15 protein-coding genes and 1 pseudogene are annotated in these 18,393 nt (G+C 67.3%); 7 read left to right on the forward strand and 9 right to left on the reverse strand.

The features are described 5' to 3' along the window. Window positions 1-181 precede the first annotated feature (181 nt). Window positions 182-1,903 carry a methionine--tRNA ligase gene (gene metG / locus DEJ49_RS19660; RefSeq protein ID WP_150185338.1) on the forward strand — a complete coding sequence of 574 codons (1,722 nt, stop codon included), beginning with the start codon at window positions 182-184 and terminating at the stop codon, window positions 1,901-1,903. 32 nt (window positions 1,904-1,935) lie between these two features. Here metG and DEJ49_RS19665 read toward each other — a convergent pair whose 3' ends face one another. From DEJ49_RS19665 to DEJ49_RS19690, 6 genes are read right to left on the reverse strand one after another with little or no spacing between them, the layout of a single operon-like run. Next, on the reverse strand, window positions 1,936-2,574 hold the full coding sequence (locus DEJ49_RS19665) for a histidine phosphatase family protein (protein ID WP_150185339.1): 639 nt from the start codon (window positions 2,572-2,574) through the stop codon (window positions 1,936-1,938). A 23-nt stretch (window positions 2,575-2,597) separates the two neighbouring features. After that, complete coding sequence (locus DEJ49_RS19670; protein WP_150185340.1) at window positions 2,598-3,152, reverse strand: FkbM family methyltransferase; 555 nt, start codon at window positions 3,150-3,152, stop codon at window positions 2,598-2,600. Beyond that, window positions 3,104-4,699: a hypothetical protein gene (locus DEJ49_RS19675; protein ID WP_150185341.1), complete on the reverse strand. Its 1,596-nt coding sequence runs from the start codon at window positions 4,697-4,699 to the stop codon at window positions 3,104-3,106. Before DEJ49_RS19675 ends, DEJ49_RS19670 begins: the two co-directional genes overlap by 49 nt. Before the next feature lie 7 nt (window positions 4,700-4,706). Further along, a complete protein-coding gene (locus DEJ49_RS19680) occupies window positions 4,707-5,849 on the reverse strand; it encodes a glycosyltransferase family protein (RefSeq protein ID WP_223832905.1) in 1,143 nt (380 codons plus the stop codon). A 14-nt stretch (window positions 5,850-5,863) separates the two neighbouring features. Beyond that, window positions 5,864-7,180 carry a N,N-dimethylformamidase beta subunit family domain-containing protein gene (locus tag DEJ49_RS19685; RefSeq protein ID WP_150185342.1) on the reverse strand — a complete coding sequence of 439 codons (1,317 nt, stop codon included), beginning with the start codon at window positions 7,178-7,180 and terminating at the stop codon, window positions 5,864-5,866. Beyond that, window positions 7,177-7,746: a class I SAM-dependent methyltransferase gene (locus tag DEJ49_RS19690; protein ID WP_150188344.1), complete on the reverse strand. Its 570-nt coding sequence runs from the start codon at window positions 7,744-7,746 to the stop codon at window positions 7,177-7,179. Before DEJ49_RS19690 ends, DEJ49_RS19685 begins: the two co-directional genes overlap by 4 nt. Before the next feature lie 374 nt (window positions 7,747-8,120). On the opposite strand from DEJ49_RS19690, the gene DEJ49_RS19695 reads away from it, so the two are divergent. The 3 genes from DEJ49_RS19695 to DEJ49_RS36995 all read left to right on the forward strand — a co-directional run bounded on the left by DEJ49_RS19695 (window position 8,121) and on the right by DEJ49_RS36995 (window position 13,376). Further along, window positions 8,121-11,642 carry an NB-ARC domain-containing protein gene (locus DEJ49_RS19695; RefSeq protein WP_150185343.1) on the forward strand — a complete coding sequence of 1,174 codons (3,522 nt, stop codon included), beginning with the start codon at window positions 8,121-8,123 and terminating at the stop codon, window positions 11,640-11,642. A 25-nt stretch (window positions 11,643-11,667) separates the two neighbouring features. Continuing rightward, entirely contained in the window at window positions 11,668-12,894 is a 1,227-nt protein-coding gene (locus DEJ49_RS19700) for a damage-control phosphatase ARMT1 family protein (protein ID WP_150185344.1), read from the forward strand. A gap of 89 nt (window positions 12,895-12,983) precedes the next feature. Next, a complete protein-coding gene (locus DEJ49_RS36995) occupies window positions 12,984-13,376 on the forward strand; it encodes a hypothetical protein (RefSeq protein WP_411757178.1) in 393 nt (130 codons plus the stop codon). Between the two features lie 268 nt (window positions 13,377-13,644). On the opposite strand, the pseudogene DEJ49_RS37000 reads toward DEJ49_RS36995, so the two are convergent. Further along, window positions 13,645-14,010 (reverse strand): annotated as a pseudogene (locus DEJ49_RS37000) (hypothetical protein); the annotation flags it as partial. Window positions 14,011-14,517: 507 nt separating this feature from the next. On the opposite strand from DEJ49_RS37000, the gene DEJ49_RS19725 reads away from it, so the two are divergent. The 3 genes from DEJ49_RS19725 to DEJ49_RS19735 all read left to right on the forward strand — a co-directional run bounded on the left by DEJ49_RS19725 (window position 14,518) and on the right by DEJ49_RS19735 (window position 16,799). Further along, window positions 14,518-14,715, forward strand: coding sequence for a hypothetical protein (locus DEJ49_RS19725; protein ID WP_317850456.1), 198 nt, complete (start codon window positions 14,518-14,520; stop codon window positions 14,713-14,715). Between the two features lie 134 nt (window positions 14,716-14,849). Then, window positions 14,850-15,224: a helix-turn-helix domain-containing protein gene (locus DEJ49_RS19730; RefSeq protein WP_150188345.1), complete on the forward strand. Its 375-nt coding sequence runs from the start codon at window positions 14,850-14,852 to the stop codon at window positions 15,222-15,224. A gap of 42 nt (window positions 15,225-15,266) precedes the next feature. After that, window positions 15,267-16,799 carry a LacI family DNA-binding transcriptional regulator gene (locus tag DEJ49_RS19735; protein ID WP_150185345.1) on the forward strand — a complete coding sequence of 511 codons (1,533 nt, stop codon included), beginning with the start codon at window positions 15,267-15,269 and terminating at the stop codon, window positions 16,797-16,799. 81 nt (window positions 16,800-16,880) lie between these two features. Here DEJ49_RS19735 and DEJ49_RS19740 read toward each other — a convergent pair whose 3' ends face one another. Continuing rightward, complete coding sequence (locus DEJ49_RS19740; protein WP_150185346.1) at window positions 16,881-17,345, reverse strand: hypothetical protein; 465 nt, start codon at window positions 17,343-17,345, stop codon at window positions 16,881-16,883. 1 nt (window position 17,346) lies between these two features. Next, window positions 17,347-18,255, reverse strand: a complete 909-nt coding sequence (locus tag DEJ49_RS19745; RefSeq protein ID WP_190329390.1) for a TIR domain-containing protein — start codon at window positions 18,253-18,255, stop codon at window positions 17,347-17,349. Window positions 18,256-18,393 lie beyond the last annotated feature (138 nt).

An 18,393-nucleotide genomic window follows, 5' to 3' on the forward strand; every position in this document is an offset into this window, starting at 1 on the left:
GAAAACCTGTGGGATGGGGAAAGCACCGGTTCGATACGATGGCGGTGGCTTGTAGACCCGTTCCGTCACCGTGCGCGACAACAGCGTGCGATCGGAGTGATCGCATCGGCTGCAGCCTCCCGACTTGGGCCCGCCGTGGCACTGTCACCGGCGCCGTACGTACGAAATGGAGCATCCGAGGATGGCTCGACACCTGGTCACCAGCGCGCTTCCCTACATCAACGGGATCAAGCACCTGGGCAACATGGTCGGGTCGATGCTTCCGGCGGATGTGTACTCCCGGTACCTCCGCCAGCGCGGTCACGACGTCCTCTACATCTGCGCCACCGACGAGCACGGCACGCCGGCCGAGCTGGCCGCCAAGGAGGCCGGGCTCTCCGTCGCCGAGTTCTGCGCGCAGGCCCACGACGCCCAGAAGGCCGTATACGACGGCTTTGAGCTGGCCTTCGACTACTTCGGCCGGAGCTCCTCGCAGCAGACCCGCGAGATCACTCAGCATTTCGCGCGCAAGCTGAACGAGAACGGTTTCATCGAGGAGCGGGCAATCCGGCAGGTGTACTCGCCGGTCGACGGGCGCTTCCTGCCGGACCGGTACGTCGAGGGCACCTGCCCGCACTGCGGCTACGACAAGGCCCGCGGTGACCAGTGCGAACACTGCACTCGTGTGCTCGATCCGACCGACCTTCTCCACCCGCGCTCGGCGATCAGTGGCTCCACGGAGCTGGAGGTCCGCGAGACCAAGCACCTGTTCCTGCTGCAGTCCAAGCTTCAGACCGAAGTCGAGGCGTGGATCGACGCGGTCAGTGAGCAGTGGCCGCACCTGTCTACGTCGATCGCCCGCAAGTGGCTGACCGAGGGTCTGCACGATCGTGCGATCACGCGGGACCTTGACTGGGGTGTGCCGGTCCCGGCCGACACGTGGCCGGAGCTCGCGGCTGAGGGCAAGGTGTTCTACGTCTGGTTCGACGCTCCGATCGCGTACATCGGCGCGACGAAGGAATGGGCGGACGCCGCCCGGGACGGCGAGACCCGCGACTGGAAGTCGTGGTGGTACGAGGCCGACGACGTCCGGTACACCGAGTTCATGGCGAAGGACAACGTCCCCTTCCACACCGTGATGTTCCCAGCCACTGAGCTGGGCGTCCGTGAGCCGTGGAAGATGGTCGACTTCGTCAAGGGCTTCAACTGGCTGACGTACTACGGCGGCAAGTTCTCCACCTCTCAGAAGCGCGGCGTCTTCACCGACGCGGCCCTGGAGATCCTCCCCGCCGACTACTGGCGTTACTTCCTGATCGCCAACGCCCCCGAGTCGGACGACTCGTCGTTCACCTGGGAGCACTTCACCGCCACGGTCAACAAGGACCTGGCCGACACCCTCGGCAACTTCGTCAACCGCGTGCTGTCCTTCTCCCGGAAGCGGTTCGGCGACGAGGTCCCGGCCGGCCGCGCCGCCGGCGAGGCGGAGGCGAAGCTCGGCGAGCAGATCGCGCATCTGCTGGCCGAGTACGAGGAGCACATGGAGGCGCTCCAGTTCCGCAAGGCCGCCGCAGCTCTGCGCGCCCTGTGGTCCGCGGGCAACTCCTACTTGGAGGAGAAGGCTCCCTGGCTGGAGATCAAGACCGATGCCGACGGTGCCGCGCTGACCCTGCGTACCGCGATGAACCTGATCCACCTGTACGCGGTCGTCTCGGAGCCCTTCATCCCGGCCACGGCCGCCACCATGCGCGGGGCCTTCGCCCTGGAGAACGACACCGCGCCCTGGGTGACCGCCGAGCAGGCCAAGGCCCTGGACGCCGTCACGGCCGGCACCGCGTTCACCGTGCCGCCAGTGCTCTTCGCGAAGATCACGGAAGAGGACCTGGAGTCCTACCGTGAGCGCTTCGGCGGTGCCCCGGACGCCTGACCGTGTCCCCCGAGCCCGTACCGTCCCTTCTCTCATCGGGCGGTACGGGGGTCGAGACGGCTGGGCAGGCTCGCGGGAGGCACGTTCATCAGTCGGATGTCGGACGCCGTGTCGTCCGCCTCGACCCATGTGAGACCGGCTGACCCAGGGACGTGCTGGAGGTAGCGCTCGAAGCCGTTCCCCGTCAGCCACAGCAGCAGGCATGCGATGCCCCCACCATGCCCGACGAGGACGGTCGTCCGATGTGGCCCGGTGCGGACCTGGTTCCACAGGTCCACATAGCGGGCCTGCACTTCCTCCGATGACTCGCCGCCTGGCGTGCGGAACTGGTGGATGGGCACGCCATGGTGTGCTGCCTCAGAGGCGGCGAGCTCCCTGGGCCGGCCACCGAGGTGGCCGCTGTTCTTGGCAGCGAGGCGTTCGTCCACGAGTACGTTGGTCGGCCTGAGCACTGCGGTCAGCAGCGCCGCCGATTCGCGGCAGCGGGACATCGGGCTCACGAGCATCTGGTCCACGGTGATCCCGGTTCCGGCGAGGCCGGCGCCGACCGCGCGGATGTCATTCCTGCCGCGTTCGCTGAGCCTGCCGCCGACGGCCTGGCCCTGGTGAATGCCCCGCAGGTTCTCCTCGGTCTCGCCGTGCTTGATCAGGTAGATGTGCTTGGTGCGCATGGCGTGGCGTCCTCTTTCTCGAATCAGTCCCAGTCGCGGACGTCGACACAAGCGGAGACCGCGGCAGCGACATGGTCGTGTTCGGCACGGCTCATGGCGGGGAAGCGGTCGTGGTGCCACTCGATGTAGAGGACCGAGATCAGGTTGATCGTCCCGTCGTCCAGCAGCTTGGTGAGCACGGGGTACTCGGCACCTTCGATGTCCATCTTCACGACGACGTGATCGCCGGGACTGACCGTCCGCCGGAGCCAGGCGCTGAAGTCGATGGCGGGCACCGGGACCGGCGAGCTGTAGTCGATCTGCTGGTCGTACATCGGCGGCACGCGCTTGCCCGGCATCACGGTGGAGCTTTCGTGGTGGCCGAGGAAGAGGTCGATCGTGCCGTCATGGGTCCACACTGCGCTCGGGGAGATCTCGATACGGGCCGAGTCCTGGGCCTGTTCGACGTGCCGGCGGATGGAAGGGATCAGCTCCGCGTTCGGCTCGAAGGCGTAGAACTCGTGATCCGGAAGCTCGTGCATGAAGCGGTTCAGCACGATTCCGAGGTTGGTGCCGCAGTCGATGAAGATTTTGCGCATGAGGGGCTCCCGTGGTCGGGTTTCGGGGGTTCGAGGTCGATCTCGTGTAGGACGTCGTGGGCGAGCAGGACGAAGTCGCCGGTCGCGGGGCGGTAGCAGCGCTCCTCGTACCGGATGGTGATGCGGCGGACGGCTTCGTCGCCGCGGTAGGGAGGAAGGTCGCCCCACCGGTAGAGCTGTCCGCCAGGCGCTTTGAGCCAGCGCAGTGTCCTGGGCAACGGTCCTTTCGGCACGCCGCTGTTGAGTCGGCTGAACATCGTGGTCAGGAAGTCGACGTGCTCGTTCGCCAGTTGCTCGTCCTTCTGCGCGCGGCCGTAGGTCTCCTTAAGGTTCCGCAGCCGGTCCGGATCCCCGTCCGCGTGGACGATGAGGTCGCGGAGCCGCCGGTCCCAGACGATGCCGAGGTGGTCGTGGAGGACCGGTTCGCTCGTCAGGAAGTAGCCCAGGACGCGGCCGAACTCCCGCTCGTATGGGCACATGAAGCCGTTGTAGAGGCCCTGCTGTTCGCCGGACGCGGTCTCCACCTGCCAGTGGACACGGGCTGTGAAAGGGGAGTCCCACCACCCCAGGTGCCAGGGTTGCCACAGCAGGTCGGCGGCGCTGAGCAAGAGCACCGCGAGTGCCAGCAGTGCGGCTGGCCAGCCGAAGGCCGCCGCGTCGTACTCCGCAGCGGGCAGAAGGCCGACGGTGATCGCGAGAGCGATGTTGGTGCCGATGTTCTCCCAGAAGAGGATGCCGGAGGCGAGAGCGACGGCGAGATTGAAGAGGGCCGTGCCCGCGAGCACCGCGACCAGAAGGCGGCGGTCGAGGAAGGCGATCAGCCCCACCGCCTCGATCGCCATCGCGAGAATATTGATGGGGCGGTCAAAGCCGCGTGCACGGCGCAGTACGCGGGACACGGTCTCGGGACGCAGGAAGCGTGCCCAGCCCCAGGAGTATGCCGAAGCGATCAGGTAGTGGGTGCGGTTGTGCCAGGCCCATGACCAGGGTCGCGGCCCGAGTCGGGCCTTGCTCCAAGCCGGCTTCACGTAATGAGAGAGCGAGACGCAGCCGAGCACGAGCAGGAGGGCCGGCGACGAGCCCGAAGTCTCGCAGAGCGTCGCCACGACGAACCAGGCGAGGTATGCCTTGAGCAGCCGTAACGGCATCATCGCGTGGTGCTTCCAGCCTCGGAGCTTGCCGCAGTACACCCCCATCCAAGCCAGGAGAGCCGGAGGCCAGAAGCACGAAACGGCACCCAGCACCAAAAGCAGCTGCTTGTCCAGGCGCTGCGGTCCGATCGGCTCCGTTACGTCGTAGTCGCTCGTCACGCCCTGCCAGGTGAGCATCGTGATCACGAACAGGGCGAACCACCGGATCGGTCCGGGATCGGGCGATGGCAGGAGGATGAGCAGTACGGCGGGCGCGATGCTCGTGACGAGGATCAACGGGGTAGGACGGCCCGCGATGGCCCGTACAGTCGGCGAGATCATGAAGCGGTAGCAGGCCACCACAGCGGTGACGGTCACGGTGGTGTGCAGGTACGCGGCGAGCGGTGGCGTTCCCATGGCGCGCCTACCGTGTGATTGGGGCGAAGATCGGAGAACGGGCTGTGGGCAGGCTCTCCAGGTAGGCGGCGATCCGCTCCCGGGGGTCGACCGCGAGGTGCTCGTCCCGGTGGCGTACGACGTTGGCGCGGAGCTCTCGATTTCGGTTGAGGAAGTCGAGCACCGCTCCGCCGTCGATGCGGGGCACCGATGTGCCCAGTTCCGCCTCGTGGACGACCTTGGCGCACCAGTGTTGGTCATACGTGGGCAGCGGGATCAGATGGACCGGTTTGCCGAGGACGAAGGCTTCGCTGATGAGGTTGAAGCCGGCGTTGGAGAAGACAGCCTCGGACCGCGCCATGTCCCTGATGAACGCCTCGCGGTCGAAGGTACGGATTTCGATCTTGCCGTCGGCGTACTGCCGCAGTTTGCCGATCTCCGTCGGCTGCACGTAGATCCGTAGGGCGCGGTCCGGGACGTACTGGCGGAAGACGGCGGTCAGCGTTCGGACGGACTCTTCCGGTCCGTGGTCGAAGTAGCGCGAGAAGTATGCCGTGGCGAGGGGTTCGGTGGTGACCGGCGTGGAACGTACCGAGTCGGGGATGACAGGGGCGATGAACTCCAGCCGTCGGTCGTCCGCCTTCAGGGGGACGTACGAGCAGATGAACGACCGGTCGACGCGTGGCGCGAAGTAGCGGAGGCGTTGTTCGTCAGCGGTCCTGGCGTATCGGCCGACGGTCGGAAGGTTGAGGTGTCGGTACTTGCTCTGCTGGTCGACGGAGATCAGCGGTCTGCCGAAGTGATATGCGAGGCGAGGAGTGTTGGGCTCGTAGTCGGTGATGAACACGTCGGGGACGCCGGTCTCCCGCACGATCCGGCGCAGGCGCATGTGCTTGGCGAGGCCGGCGGGGGCCTGCCAGATGTTGGCGCGTATCGCGTCGCTCGCGAATATGCGGTCGGCGCGGGCGAGGAGCGTCGGCATCCAGCCGTCCCAGGCAGGGAAGCCGAGGTCTCGGAAGTACTCCAGGCGGGCGCTGCCGTTGGTGACGATGCGCACCTCATGCCCGCGGTCGCGGAGGTACTGGGCGATCACGCTCTGCCTGACCGAGTGGCCCATACCGATGCCGTTGACGCCAATGATCACCTTGAGCGGCCGTACGTTTCCAGACACGACGATCCCTTCGGTCAGGAGAGACGGGTGAAGACGTTGCGGGTGATGGCCGCGACCTGCGGGTCGGTGGCCAGAAGGCGAGCCCAGTCGGTCGTGGCGGCGGTGAAGACCGTGCCGTTCGCCGTGTAGAGGCCCACGGTCGCTGCCCGAGGGCTGTCCATCGCCTCCCGAGCCGCGAAGTTCCAGTCGCCGGGCAGCTGCGCGATGCCGAGGATCTCGAAGTTCTTCGGAGTTCCATCTCGGCCTGTCGGGCGCGGTCGGCCGGACGCGTCGAGCTCGTACGCCGCCCCGTCGCATTCGTAGCCGACCAGTGCCCCGTCGCGGCCGACGACGTCGCCCGTCTGCAGGCCCGTGCCGGAGAAGAGCCAGTGTTCCGCTTCCGTGACGGTGAACCCGAGGGGAGTACGCGGACCGTCCCAGTGGCCACCACCGTTTCGGTAGCTCACGCCGAGAAGGGAGTTCTCGGGCTCCGATTCCCACCAGTGATCGGGGCAGCCGTACGAGCTGTCCGGGTCCGTCTCGGCCGAGGCTCCAGGCGGGAACTTGTCGCAGCGCAGCCCGGCCCCGTCCCGGGCCACGTGTACTCGCCACCAGCAGGTATTGCCACCGAAGTTGGCGATATTGCCCCCGCCGTCCCGGAACGCGGTGACGTTTCGGCGGATCTCGGTGCTCCAGTACTCGTCATGACCGGCGGCGACCAGGAGGCGGTATCCGTCATGGAGGTGTCGGCCTTCGTGAAGGTCCAGGTCGGTGCAGTAGTCGCTCTCGATCCGGTTCTCCTCCATCCACTTGATGAAGGGTGCGTCCCAGTGAGCGAAGGTCTGCCGCGGGGAGGCGGTGTCGTATGGGTCGGGCAGGCCCTTGACGGGGCCGCCGACGCCGCCTCCGGGTCGGAGCGTGGTGACCTCGGCGGCGCTGTAGAGGCTGCCTCCCCCTGCCGTGTTGTAGGCGTGGTAGGTGAAGGTCGGGATCTTGAAGAGGACCGTGCGGCCAGACGGCGCGGAGGGTGTGACCACGAAGAGAATCCGCGCCTGACGGGAGTCCATCGGCGGTGTGCCCGATGCCGGCTCCCGGCTCAGCGTCGCGATGTAGACCCCGGACCTCCACTCGGGAGGTACGGGGAACTCGTAGGCGGGCCACCGCCAGTCCGCTTCGAACGTGCCGTGCTCGGTGGTGCCGCCGGGCCACTCGACGTGGCCCGCGTGACAGGGCGTCGCGCCCCAGCGGTAAAAGTCGACGTGGAAGCGCGGGGCCGAAGCGGAGATGTGCAGCCGGAGCACTTCGCCGGCGCGGACGCTCGGTCGGGCCGGGTAGCCGCTCATGCTCGTCATTCGCTCGTCCAGGGGCGAGCGACACCAGCGATGTGGTACCGGTCGATCGACTCGACCTGGGCATCCCATTCCAGGTCGCGCAGCTGCGAGGTGAGGTCGGCGGCGTCACGCAGCACCTTCACGGCCAGGTGGTGGGATCCGTCGGCGAGCCTGCGGCGCACCGTGGGCATCTGGGCCTCGGCCACACCCTCCTCGATCTCCGCCTTGGCAGGTGCGTCATCGAGGAACACCACGCGGCCGCCCGGCGCCAGCGTCCACCTCAGCAGGTCCCAGAAGGCTTCCATCTCCACAGGTGGCACGTGGCTCAGCCAGAAGGCGAAGAAGATGGTGTCGTACTGGCGATCCGGTTCCCAGCTGAAGACATCCGCCTCGATGAAGCGAGTCGCGGTCCCGTGCATCCGCTCTCGGGCCACGGACAGCATCTCCGGCGCGGCGTCCAGCGCGGTCAGGCTGCTTACGCGGTCGGAGATCAGCCGGGTCCACTGGCCGGTACCGCACGCCAGCTCCAGGGCGTCGCCGCGGATCGGCAGGCCGTCGAGAACGTGCGCGAGCTGAGGCATGTGCATGCGGTCGCTGTAGGAGTCGTCGTATTCGCCGGCTCGTGCTCGGTAGTAGGCGATCTGCCTCTCGGACCACCCGCCCTCACCGCCATGCTGCTTCGTTCCGATCACCTGAAACCACCCCTTCGTCGTCCACGCGGAGCGGCAGCGCTCCGTGATGAGCAGACTGCCGAGCGGTGCGGGACAGCGGGCTGCCGTCGCGCCGCACTCGCGTGGCAACGCCGTCGCTCATGCGGGCGATCGCGGGACTGCCGGTTTCTTCGGCTGGGACGGCCCGGGTGCCGAATCGGTGCTGAACTCCTGTCGCACCGAAGGCCCTACGCCCCTGGTCAGACCGCCCTACGCTGTTACCGTCGTTGGTGTCGGTCGAAGGAGCTTCGGTGGCCACAGTGCAGCGCTGGACCGGAAGGGAGGCGCGCGCTCTGCGGCTCGCGACGCGTCGGAGCGTGCGTCGTTTCGCCGCCTACCTCGGCGTCAGCGACCGGACGGTGTCCAATTGGGAGGCCCGAGGCGAGGAGATCGTTCTCACCCCGGATTCCCAGGCGTTATTGGATACGGCGCTGGAGCGGAGCGACGCGGAGGTGCGGCAGCGCTTCTGGGACTCTGTTGGTGCTCCGATGTCCTCTGCCGCGCCCGCACCGGACCATTACCTCCCGATACCCGTCCCGGAGCCCGGCTTGGTGCACAGGTCAGATGATTTCGAGGGGCTCGTCGCCGTCCTACGGGAGGCGTCGGCGGACAACAGCACCTCCACGGTCGCCCTGTGCGGTCCCGGCGGGTTCGGTAAGACGACGCTCGCGACGCAGGTGTGCCACGACCCTCGTGTACGGAACTCCTTCTCGGATTTCCTGTGGGTGGAGACAGGCGAGGGGTGCGCAGCGGCGAGGGTTGTCGAGCTGATCTCCGACCTGTGCGTTCATCTGGACGGCAGCCGCCCTTCTTTCGCGGATCCGGAGCAGGCCGGCTTCCACCTGGCTCGTCTGCTCCACGGACGGCGTGCCCTCCTCGTCATCGACAACGTCTGGTCCGCGGCCGATCTAAGCCCTTTCCTGTTGGGCGGGGAGGACTGCGTACGGCTCGTCACCACCCGGAACGTGCGCGTGTGCCCCAGCGCCGCCAGGGTCGTACGGCTGGGTCCCATGGCGCCGGGCGAGATCCGAGAGCTGCTCGTCCGCAACGTTGGGAACCTGGGCGAGGCCGAAGCCGCGCGCCTTGCCGGCACGTGCGGAGGATGGCCCTTGCTGGCGTCGATCGTCGGGGCGAACGTCGCACAGGAGGTCGTCTCTGGTGCCCCGGCCGGTCGTGTGGTGGCTGAGACGAGCGCGACGATCCGTGCGTACGGCCCCCAGGCATTCGACGTCTGGGACTCGGACCAGCGGAAGAACGCGATCGGGCAGGCCCTCGCGTCCAGTCTCCGCAGCCTTGAGGAAAGCGTCTCGATCGCGGGCCACTCGGACCTGCGGGACCGGTACCTCTCGCTCGCGGTCTTCCCGCCGTCGCTGCCGATCCCCGTGTCGATGCTCACTCACTGGTGGCGAACAGCGCACGGATGGGCGCCTCACGTGGTGAGGCAGTTCTGCCGACTGCTGTCCGACCGGTCCCTGATCAGCGCCTATCTCGCCGACCGGGACGCCATCGTGCTGCATGATGTGTTCCGGTCCTACCTGCGCCACCTGATCGGCGATCATTGGGCGGCCCTTCACCGGTCCCTTATCGAGTCATACTGGCACGGCATCGAGGGCGCGTGGGAGACGCTGGACGAGACCGAGGGCTACCTGTGGCGCCATCTCCCCTACCACCTGCGTGAAGCCGAGCTCGACGCCGAGCTCGTCAGCCTCCTGGCGTCCCCGTCGTACGTGGTACGCAAGGTCGCGCTCGTCGGACACCAGCACCTGACCGCGGACGCCGCCGTCCTCGACGCTCTGCCAGGGCGGCGCGAGGCCGGCCACCCCCAGCGTGAGGAGTGGCTGACCGCCCGCGCCCTGACCGGCGCCGGGTACCTGCTGAGCGGACTGGAAAGCCCGGCTGACATCGCCTCGACGCTTTCCATCGTGCTGCGGCGCTCACCTCTGTCCCAGGCCACGCGAACCCTCGAACGCGTCACTGGTGCGGAGGTGGTGCTCGCTCCGAAGTGGCTACTGCCTCCCGAGGACGACACCACGGGAGCGGCCCCCGGCCACATTGGTGCGATTGTCAGCGTCTGCGCCGCTCGCGACATGGTCGCGTCGGGTGGCGAGGACGGAGTGGTCAGGCTGTGGAACGTCGACACCGGTCGGCTACTCCGAGCCCATCAGGCGCACATCGGGTGGGTGTTCGCCACCGCGCTCTCCTCGGACGGGCTGGTCCTCGCTTCGGCAGGAGACGACGGGGCGATCCGACTATGGCGTACCGACACCGGAGAACCCATCGGGGTGCTGCCCGGGCACAATCGCCGCATCCGCAGCCTCGCCTTCTCCCCATCCGGCCCGTTCCTGCTCTCCGGGGCCGAGGACGGAGCTGTGCATGTGTGGGACGTGGACAGGCTCGTGCTCGTGCGGTCGATGCGTACGGTCGGCACTCCCGTCTGGTCCGTGGCGATTGGAGGAGACTCCCACTCGCTTGTGGCCGTGGCCGGCGAGGACGAGTTCGTCCGCCTCTTCGACCTGCGTACAGGTCGTCTCCTGGACGAACGCGCCGCTCACCGCGACTGGGTACGTTCCGTGGCCTTCGCCCCCGGCTCCTCTCTGTTGGTCTCCGGATCAGGTGACCGCTCCATCGCCGTGTGGGACGCGGCGGATGGCCAGCTCGCTCTCGTTCGCCGAATCGCCGATCTCAAGGCGCGCGTGCGTGCCGTTGCCCTGTCTTCGGACGATGCCATCGTCGCCGCCACCGAAGAGCCGAGGATCCAGGCGTTCTCAGCGGAAGGCCCAGCGGGCGAGACTCAGCCTCCTCCGGGCGTCGACTGGGTGCGTTCACTCGCCAGAACAGGCGACGGCTCCGTGGTAGCGGGATGTGAGGACGGCGCTGTTCGCGTCTGGACGGTGGGCAGGAGCAGGCTCAGGACGCTGGCCAGCGGCTCGAACACTGTGTGGTCCACGCAGTTCGCCGCCGACGGCCGTACCGCTGTGGTCGGCGACGGTGCCGGCGGCATCGGTGTCATCGACACCTCGACCGGGACGGTCAGCAGGAGGCTCGCCGCAGCCGATGGGCGAGTTTGGTCCCTGGCAGGCAGCGGTGAGCACGTCGCGGCCGCCTGCGGCGACGGAGCGGTCAGGGTCTGGTCGCTGCTCGACAAGGCGTGGTCCCTCATCCTGAACCAGGACACCCCACGTACGTGGGCCGTGGGGATGGCTCGCTCGACATCCCGACTTGCCGCAAGTACGGGCGACGGACACATCCGGGTTTGGGATTTCTCCGCCGGGGCGCTGCTGTGGAGCCAGGATGTTCATGCTGGCCGATTGCGCTCGCTTGCCTTCGACGACAGCGGAGATCTCCTCGCTGCCTGTGGCGGCGACGGCTCCGTACGCGTGTGGCACGCCCTCACCGGCGAGTTCAAGGGCCGGTTCTCCAGCCCCAGCGGGTGGGCCCGCGCCGTCACGGTCGACGGACCGGGGCATCGCGTCGCGGTCGGGGCGGGAACCGGTGATATCGCGGTACGGCACCTGGCTACGGACAGGTTCACCTCCCACCTCTCCGGGCACACCGGCCGCATCCTCATGCTGGGCTTCCTCAACGACGAGGACCACCTGGTATCGGCCGCGGCGGATGGAACGGTACGCCTGTGGTCACTCAGCGAGCAGCACCAGATCGCCGAGGTCAGGGTGGATGCCTCCTTGCACTGCGCGGCCTTCGAACCTCGTACGGGCGAGGTGCTGGTGGGCAGTGCGGCGGGGGTCGTGTCCCTGGAGATCAAGGACTCATGAGCAACAAGCGAAGGGCTTGGACACCATGACAGAGAAGACTCCCAGCACCGCGGACGAAGGGGCCAACAGCAGTTCGGGCCAGACCGCCGACCGCGAGGCGCCAGTCATCCTGAGTAACGAGCCCGGCTCGTTCGCCTGGGGCGTCCTGGCCAAACGCCACCCGGCCCTGATCCAGCAGGTGCGAGACGCCTTCCCGTACGGCCGTCGACAGCACGAGGCCCTCGATGCCCTGCTGGACGAGATCACCAACGGCGTTGTTGAACCGCTCGCTCCTGCGGAGCACGATCAGGGGCAGTGGTCGTACTGGGGACGGGAGCATTTCGGGCGATCTTGGTTCGACGCCCCATTCCTGTGGGCGGAGAGCTACTTCTACCGCAGGCTCCTCGCCGCCATCGAGTACTTCGGTACCGGCCCGTGGCAGGGAGTCGATCCCTTCGCTCCGTTCAAGCAGGCCGAACTGCGCAGCGAGGCGGTGGAGGAGGAGCTGCGGGCTCTGGACGCGCTCGCCGACGTACCTGCCGACGAGCGGGCCACAGCACTGCTCCACGCCTCGCTCTGGGGCAACCGCGCGGACCTCGGCTTCCGTGTCTCGGCGGGGGAGCCAGCGGCCGGCGAAGCTGCCTCCGCGTTGGTCGCCGACGAGAGCGGCGTGCTTTGGCAGCTCCTGCCCGCCGGAGCGCCCGCGACCGTCGCCGTGGTGGCGGACAACGCCGGCCGCGAGCTGATCCCGGACCTGATCCTCATCGATCACCTCCTCGAACGCCGGCACGCTGAGCGGGTTATGCTCCACGTCAAGCCGTACCCGTACTACGTCTCCGACGCGATGACGGCGGACGTCGTCGACTGCCTCCGCCGCCTCACCGAGGCACCCGGCGAAGCCGGCACGATCGGCGGCCGACTGTGGAAGGCCATGGCGTCAGGACGCCTGGAGGTCCGCACCCACCTCTTCTTCTGCGCTCCGCTGCCGTACGAGGAGATGCCCGAGGACCTCAGGAGCGAGTTCGAGGCCGCCACGCTCACCATCCTGAAGGGTGACCTCAACTACCGGCGCTTGGTGGGCGACCGGCTGTGGGACGCCACGGCGCCATTCAGCGACCTCACCGCGTACTTCCCGGGAGCCGTCGCAGCCCTCCGCACCCTGAAGTCCGACGTCATTGTCGGCCTGGACCATGGAACGCTGAACTCCCTCGAACAGTCCGGTGCGGCGTGGCGTACCAGCGGCACTCACGCTCTCATCCAGGTTCGGCCATAGTCCTGGCCTCGACGCGACCTCTCGCTGACGTGTTCCATGCACCGAGCGGGGCCAGGTCTTACCCATTGCGACCTGGTGCCGTGGTGTGCATGGACGGACCTCCCTTCGGCTTCGACACCTGGCCCTGTCTGGCCATGCTCCTCGAATCGACGGGCCCGACGAGGCATCGGCCCGCCGCGCTGCCGCCCTGCTCGGCCTTGACTACACAGAAGCCCGTTTCGGGAGCGTCCACGAGGTCTACAAGAGCGAGTTGGGCCGCGACTCCCTCGCCGAGCCCACGTCGCGCCACTGGCGGGATCCTCCCGCACATCCACGTCTCCGCCGGACTGAAGGCCCAGTCGGCCGACGGCAGGACGAGCCAACTCCTCAGCGCCAAGGCCCAGTTCCTCAGCGAACTGGTGATCGTGGAGGTCACGTCGCCCATGATGACCCGGCCCCGGAACCCCGGGCTCTACGACGTACCGCTGCTCACGTTCGGCTGACCGGCAGGAGCCGGCGGAGCCAGTGATGGGTGGGCGCGATCACCTTGAGCGCGCCCGCCAGCCAAGCACGCGCCGGAGCGTCCAGCAGCGGCAGTACCGCTTCGAAGTCAGTCTCGTCCTTGTCCCGGGTCGCCTTCGCCTTGTAGAAGAGCTGCACCTCGGGCGCGAGGTACGGGATGCCCGTCTCGCTTGTTCGCCCGAGTCGGTCGATCGGGAGCCGGATCTCTGGCGTGCGCCGCGAGACCCACTGGGTACCCTCGGCGACGATCGGCATCGCGCCGGTCGAGGAGTCATGGTGCGGGCAGCCGGGGAGGCGGCTCTTGCTTGGCCGGTTGATCTTCTGGTGCTCTCGCCAGGTGACGATGTGCAGGTAGCGCTTGTGGTCCGGCCCCTGGTAGCGGCAGATCAGGCCGGCATCGGCGAGCTGGGCGAGGTCATCCTCGACATCGGCGGGGGTGTGGTCCGGACGTAGGACCCAGAGCTGTCCGGCGATGATCGCGGCGTGGTCGCGGTGGCGGCCCTGGTCGTCGGCCTGGGTGAGCATGCCGAAGAAGGTGCGCTCGGCGGTCAGGGTGACGACGGCCAGGGACTCGGAGACGAAGGCTTCGGGCTTGATGGTGCGGATTCGTGCCAAGAGGGTGCGGTCCTCACTCGGTTGCCGGTGGGCGTGCAGCCGCGGCTCACCGTCGGTCGGGGGCGGAGTGGGCATAAGGGCAGGGCGGAGACCGGTTGTTCGCGCGGGCGCGCGGAGAACCGTTCGCGTTTCCTGGGGGTGTCGTCAACATAGCCACACCCAGGTCGCACAAGTCCAGCCCAATGCGGCCGAATCTCTGACGGCAGAAAGGCTGCCGAGAATCGGGTGAAGAGGGCGGTGCGAAAACGGTAGGGCACGATCGGCGGTTGACCAAATAGTCCCTCGTCGCCGAGCCAGAAGCATCACATCGCCAAGCGGTTGACGGCCTCCCGGTGGGAAGCTACAACACAACACCCCACGTCAGAGCAGCCCCTTGATGCCGATTGGCATTACGGAACCCGGACTTCAAGGACCAGTGAATCCCTCCGCACCGAACTCATGTGCGGCGCAACATAGACCACGATCGCCGGTTAACCAAACCGGCGAATGAACGCTACAACTGGAGCCATGGCAGCACGATCACTTGAAAACGACGGCGCGGGAATACGAGCTGCCCGAACCGTCGAAATTCTCGGCGCAGAACGGGGCATCGCTCAGCGCGAGTTGGCCGCATGGCTGCCTGCCCTCGGCCATCCCCTGCCCAACAGGACGCTGTCCCCCATCGAACGCGTCAGCGCCGCTGCGACGTCGACGACCTCCTTGTGATCGCCGAAGCCCTCCTCGTCTCGCCCCTTGTGCTGCTCCAGGGACCGTGACCGTGACGAGGCTCGTCCCGCACCGCTGACCGAGCACACCCACCACCGAGATAGGACCTACGCCCCTTGCAGCGTCACCCCGCGATGCCCTCTACTCCCACACCTGGCGTTCCCGGCGCTGAGGGCGGAGCTTCCCTGCCTCGCCTCTACCGGCCCGAGGAGATGGCCGAGATCCTCGGTTGCTCGGCCTGGTGGGTCATGGACCGAGCACGCCGCCGCCTGATCCCACACACGCGAGTCGGTCGCGCTTACCGCTTCACCGCCGGCCACCTCACCGAGATCGTCCGCCTCTACGAGGAGCGGCCGACGCGTGCTGCGCAAGGTGTTGCGGCGGTGGCTGCTCTCGTTTCAGCGCCCACCGCTCAGGCCACCACGCAACCTCGTCGGGCGCTCGGCACCCCGACGTCGCGCCTGCGTGCTCGGCCGCCGCGCCGGATGCAGTACGACGCGGTCGCGTAGCGCGGCATCAACCGAAACAGAACAAGGGGAGGACAGCAAGACGTGGGCTTCGCGGAGAAGCGCGGAAACTACTGGCGCGGCCGATACAAGATCGAGCCTGGCAAGCACCTCACGGTCGTCGACGAAAGCGGCAAGGCGATCAAGTTCGCGACCAAGGGCGAGGCCCAGCGCGCCGCGAGCGAGGCCGAGAACAAATACAGGCGCGGCGACTGGCGCGACCCGGCACTGGGCCAGGAGACATTCGGCGAGTACGCGAGCCGCTGGTACGAGGCCCAGGACTTGGCCGCGTCGACGATGCAGAACTACAAGCGCCACATCGAGGAGCATCTGCTCCCCGACTTCGAGGACAAGGCGCTTGCCGGCATCCTGCGCACGGATGTCGAGCTGTGGGAGAAGAAGGAGAAGGCCGTCTACGCGGCCTCCAGCGTTAAGACCTGGCGCTCGACGCTCCACCTGATCTTCGAGGACGCGATCGATGAGGGCCTGATCACCTCGAACCCGGCGGCCAGACGACGCGGGCGAGGCAAGCGCGCCGGTCGCTCCCGAGACCGAGGCCCAGAGAAGGTGGTCACCGATGCGCTCGGCGTCCTGTTGACTGCCGAGCGGGCCGCTCTCCTGTCGGGTCGCGACGACGAGTTCGTCGCCGTGGTCCTCAAGGGGTACATCGGCATGCGCTGGGGCGAGATCGTCGGCCTTGAAACCACGTTCGTCCGCCCTGGGGCCGTCCGTGTCGAGTGGCAGCTGTACGAACTCGACACGAGCGAGCTGGTGCGCTGCCCGCCCAAGGACGACAGCTACCGCACCATTGACTCGATGGGCTGGTGGTTGGCTCTGGTCGCCAACCACGTCGCACGTACGAAGCCCACACCGTGCCCCTGCCACGGCAAGACCTATGTCTTCCGAGGCCAGGGCGCAGCTCGCACCGGCGGCCACCAGGGCGCGAAGCTCGTCGACGTCGCGCGTCGGGCCAGCGTCTCCACTGGCACGGTGTCCAACGTCCTCAACCACCCCGAGCGCGTCACCGAGGCCACGCGAGCGAAGGTCGAGCAGGCCATCGCGGACCTCGGATTCGTACGGGGCGGCACTGCGCCGGAGCCTGCCGCTCACTGGCGCAGAAACGGTTTTGCGACCTGGCTGTTCACGCCGGCGGTCTCTGGCTGGTATCCGAAGAAGGCGCCACAGGAGCCACGGCCGGTGCCCCTGCTTGGAGAGCCGTGGCTCGGTGTCCCAGCACGGGGGCGGGGTGCCAGCGATCGGGCCGACGCCTGCTGGCTCCCGATAGCCAAAGGACTCACGCCCCACGGCCTCCGCCACACGCACCGGACGATGATGGAGGACCTGGGGACCGAGAAGGTGCTCATGGACGAACGCATGGGCCACATCGACGGCTCGGTCTCGGCGCGCTACGCCCACGTCACCCCAGGCATGCGCAAACGCCTCATGCTGGGACTGACCGAGCAATGGGAGGCAGCGCTCGACACCCGCCTCGCGATGAGCTCCACGTCACCTGTGCGCGCCCTCAATGATCTCCTGCACGCACGCAAGCAGGCCCGTGGCCTGACGACGCCTGATTGATGTGCGACACCTGCGCCCCACGCGATCACCGCGTGGGGCGCAGCGCTTGCTTCGCGTCACGGCTGCTTCTATTGCCTGGGATCAGACGGTGAAGGCTTCCCCGCATACGAGGCAGTGATACGGGCGGGACGCGTCTTCGGGGACCTTTACCGGCTCGTACGAGTGGCATGGGGACGTCACGATGACCATGTCGTCGGGCTCGGTGAGCGGGGTCGGTACGTCCGGTGCGTCGATGCCGCCTTTGCAGTCGAACCTCACGTGCTTGCTGCTGGCTCCCTTGAACGCGTCCCGCAATCCTTGCTCGACCTCTCGCGTCGCTGCAGGAATAGTCACACCTTGGGCGTATTCGAGTTGCTCCTGCGTCCACCAGGAGTCCATCCCTGCTGGCTTCCCGCACAGAGGACAGTGGTAGGCCGCCGGGGCGGGCTGCGTTTCGGCTTCTTCGTTCGCCGGACCGTGATGCCACTTGAACTGGCGTACGCAGTGCGGGCATTCCCGACGGAGGAACCCGTCGTGATCCAGAGGGAAGGTCAACTGGATGTCCATGTCACGCTCCGCTCACGAACTCGTCGATCTCGATTGGTGTCCCATCGGCGGTCTTGGCACTGATGGTGATGTTGAAGTACGAGTTCGAGCGTGACGCGAGAGAGTCCGACGACATGCGCCCCACGCGCACGGACTTGCCTTCGGGTAGCTTCGGGACGGGGAACTCGTCTGCGTTTCGCATGACGAGGCCAACCTTGGCATCCGCGTCGACGTCGAGGTCGTACACGTCACCGGGACCGTGGTTGGTGATCTCGACAGCGTCGATCTTCCCGCGCCCATTGTCGATGTACCGGGCCTTGAGCCGGGGTGTGCCGGACGCCTGAGATGACGGCAGTTTCCGGCCCATCGGGAGCCCGCCGCCCGGAGGAACAGGTGGGGTCAGGTCCCCAGCCTCATGCCAGTCCGTTCCTGTTAGCCGGATGGCGCACCCTGCGGTTTCTAGACGGGTCGCGAGATCCTGCCGCTTCTTAACGCTGTTGTCGAGGCGGACGACATGTCGGCCGTGGATGTCGCTGAAGACCTTCACCTGTCCGAGTTCCACGATCACAGTGCGATCCGCGTCTCGCCCCACGGCCATGCCCGCCTCGAAGAGCACATTCGGGCGGGGCTGCATCTGCGGGTTGCACTCTGGATCGCCTGGGTGAGTCAGGCTCTCGTGCAGATAGGTGACGTCGTCCGGAGTCTGCAGGACGACGACGGCCTGGGCGCTACCGAATGCCGCGTCGAGGATCTCTCCGATATACGGCGAGCCCTTTCCCGTCATGCGGCCTGCTTCCGACCACTCGATCGGGTCGAGTCCGATAGCACGCAGGAACTCAAACAGTCCCCGGCGTGCGCGCTCGTTGCGTCCGTGGATCACGAACACTCTGCGGCGGTCCACCCCACGCCCGTCTTCTGATGTGGTCGGCATGCCTTGCTCCCTGCTGATGTACGAGAGACCTGTGCCACTCGACGTTAGCGGCAGGGTCTGACAACGGACTCAGCTGACGAGATTGGGAGCCAGATGCGAAGATCGGCTCCCAAACGGCTCCCAGAGTGGCCTCGGAAA

Source organism: Streptomyces venezuelae (assembly GCF_008642335.1).
GTDB lineage: Bacteria > Actinomycetota > Actinomycetes > Streptomycetales > Streptomycetaceae > Streptomyces > Streptomyces venezuelae_F.

What these genes read in the sequence shown, in the direction of transcription:
- DEJ49_RS19730 (WP_150188345.1), top strand. Translation starts at nt 14,850, where the DNA reads ATGCCCTCTACTCCCACACCTGGCGTTCCCGGCGCTGAGGGCGGAGCT.
- DEJ49_RS19700 (WP_150185344.1), top strand. Translation starts at nt 11,668, where the DNA reads ATGACAGAGAAGACTCCCAGCACCGCGGACGAAGGGGCCAACAGCAGT.
- DEJ49_RS19690 (WP_150188344.1), bottom strand. Translation starts at nt 7,746, where the DNA reads ATGCACATGCCTCAGCTCGCGCACGTTCTCGACGGCCTGCCGATCCGC.
- metG (WP_150185338.1), top strand. Translation starts at nt 182, where the DNA reads ATGGCTCGACACCTGGTCACCAGCGCGCTTCCCTACATCAACGGGATC.
- DEJ49_RS19675 (WP_150185341.1), bottom strand. Translation starts at nt 4,699, where the DNA reads ATGGGAACGCCACCGCTCGCCGCGTACCTGCACACCACCGTGACCGTC.
- DEJ49_RS19670 (WP_150185340.1), bottom strand. Translation starts at nt 3,152, where the DNA reads ATGCGCAAAATCTTCATCGACTGCGGCACCAACCTCGGAATCGTGCTG.
- DEJ49_RS19685 (WP_150185342.1), bottom strand. Translation starts at nt 7,180, where the DNA reads ATGACGAGCATGAGCGGCTACCCGGCCCGACCGAGCGTCCGCGCCGGC.
- DEJ49_RS19725 (WP_317850456.1), top strand. Translation starts at nt 14,518, where the DNA reads ATGGCAGCACGATCACTTGAAAACGACGGCGCGGGAATACGAGCTGCC.
- DEJ49_RS19665 (WP_150185339.1), bottom strand. Translation starts at nt 2,574, where the DNA reads ATGCGCACCAAGCACATCTACCTGATCAAGCACGGCGAGACCGAGGAG.
- DEJ49_RS19740 (WP_150185346.1), bottom strand. Translation starts at nt 17,345, where the DNA reads ATGGACATCCAGTTGACCTTCCCTCTGGATCACGACGGGTTCCTCCGT.
- DEJ49_RS19745 (WP_190329390.1), bottom strand. Translation starts at nt 18,255, where the DNA reads ATGCCGACCACATCAGAAGACGGGCGTGGGGTGGACCGCCGCAGAGTG.
- DEJ49_RS36995 (WP_411757178.1), top strand. Translation starts at nt 12,984, where the DNA reads ATGGACGGACCTCCCTTCGGCTTCGACACCTGGCCCTGTCTGGCCATG.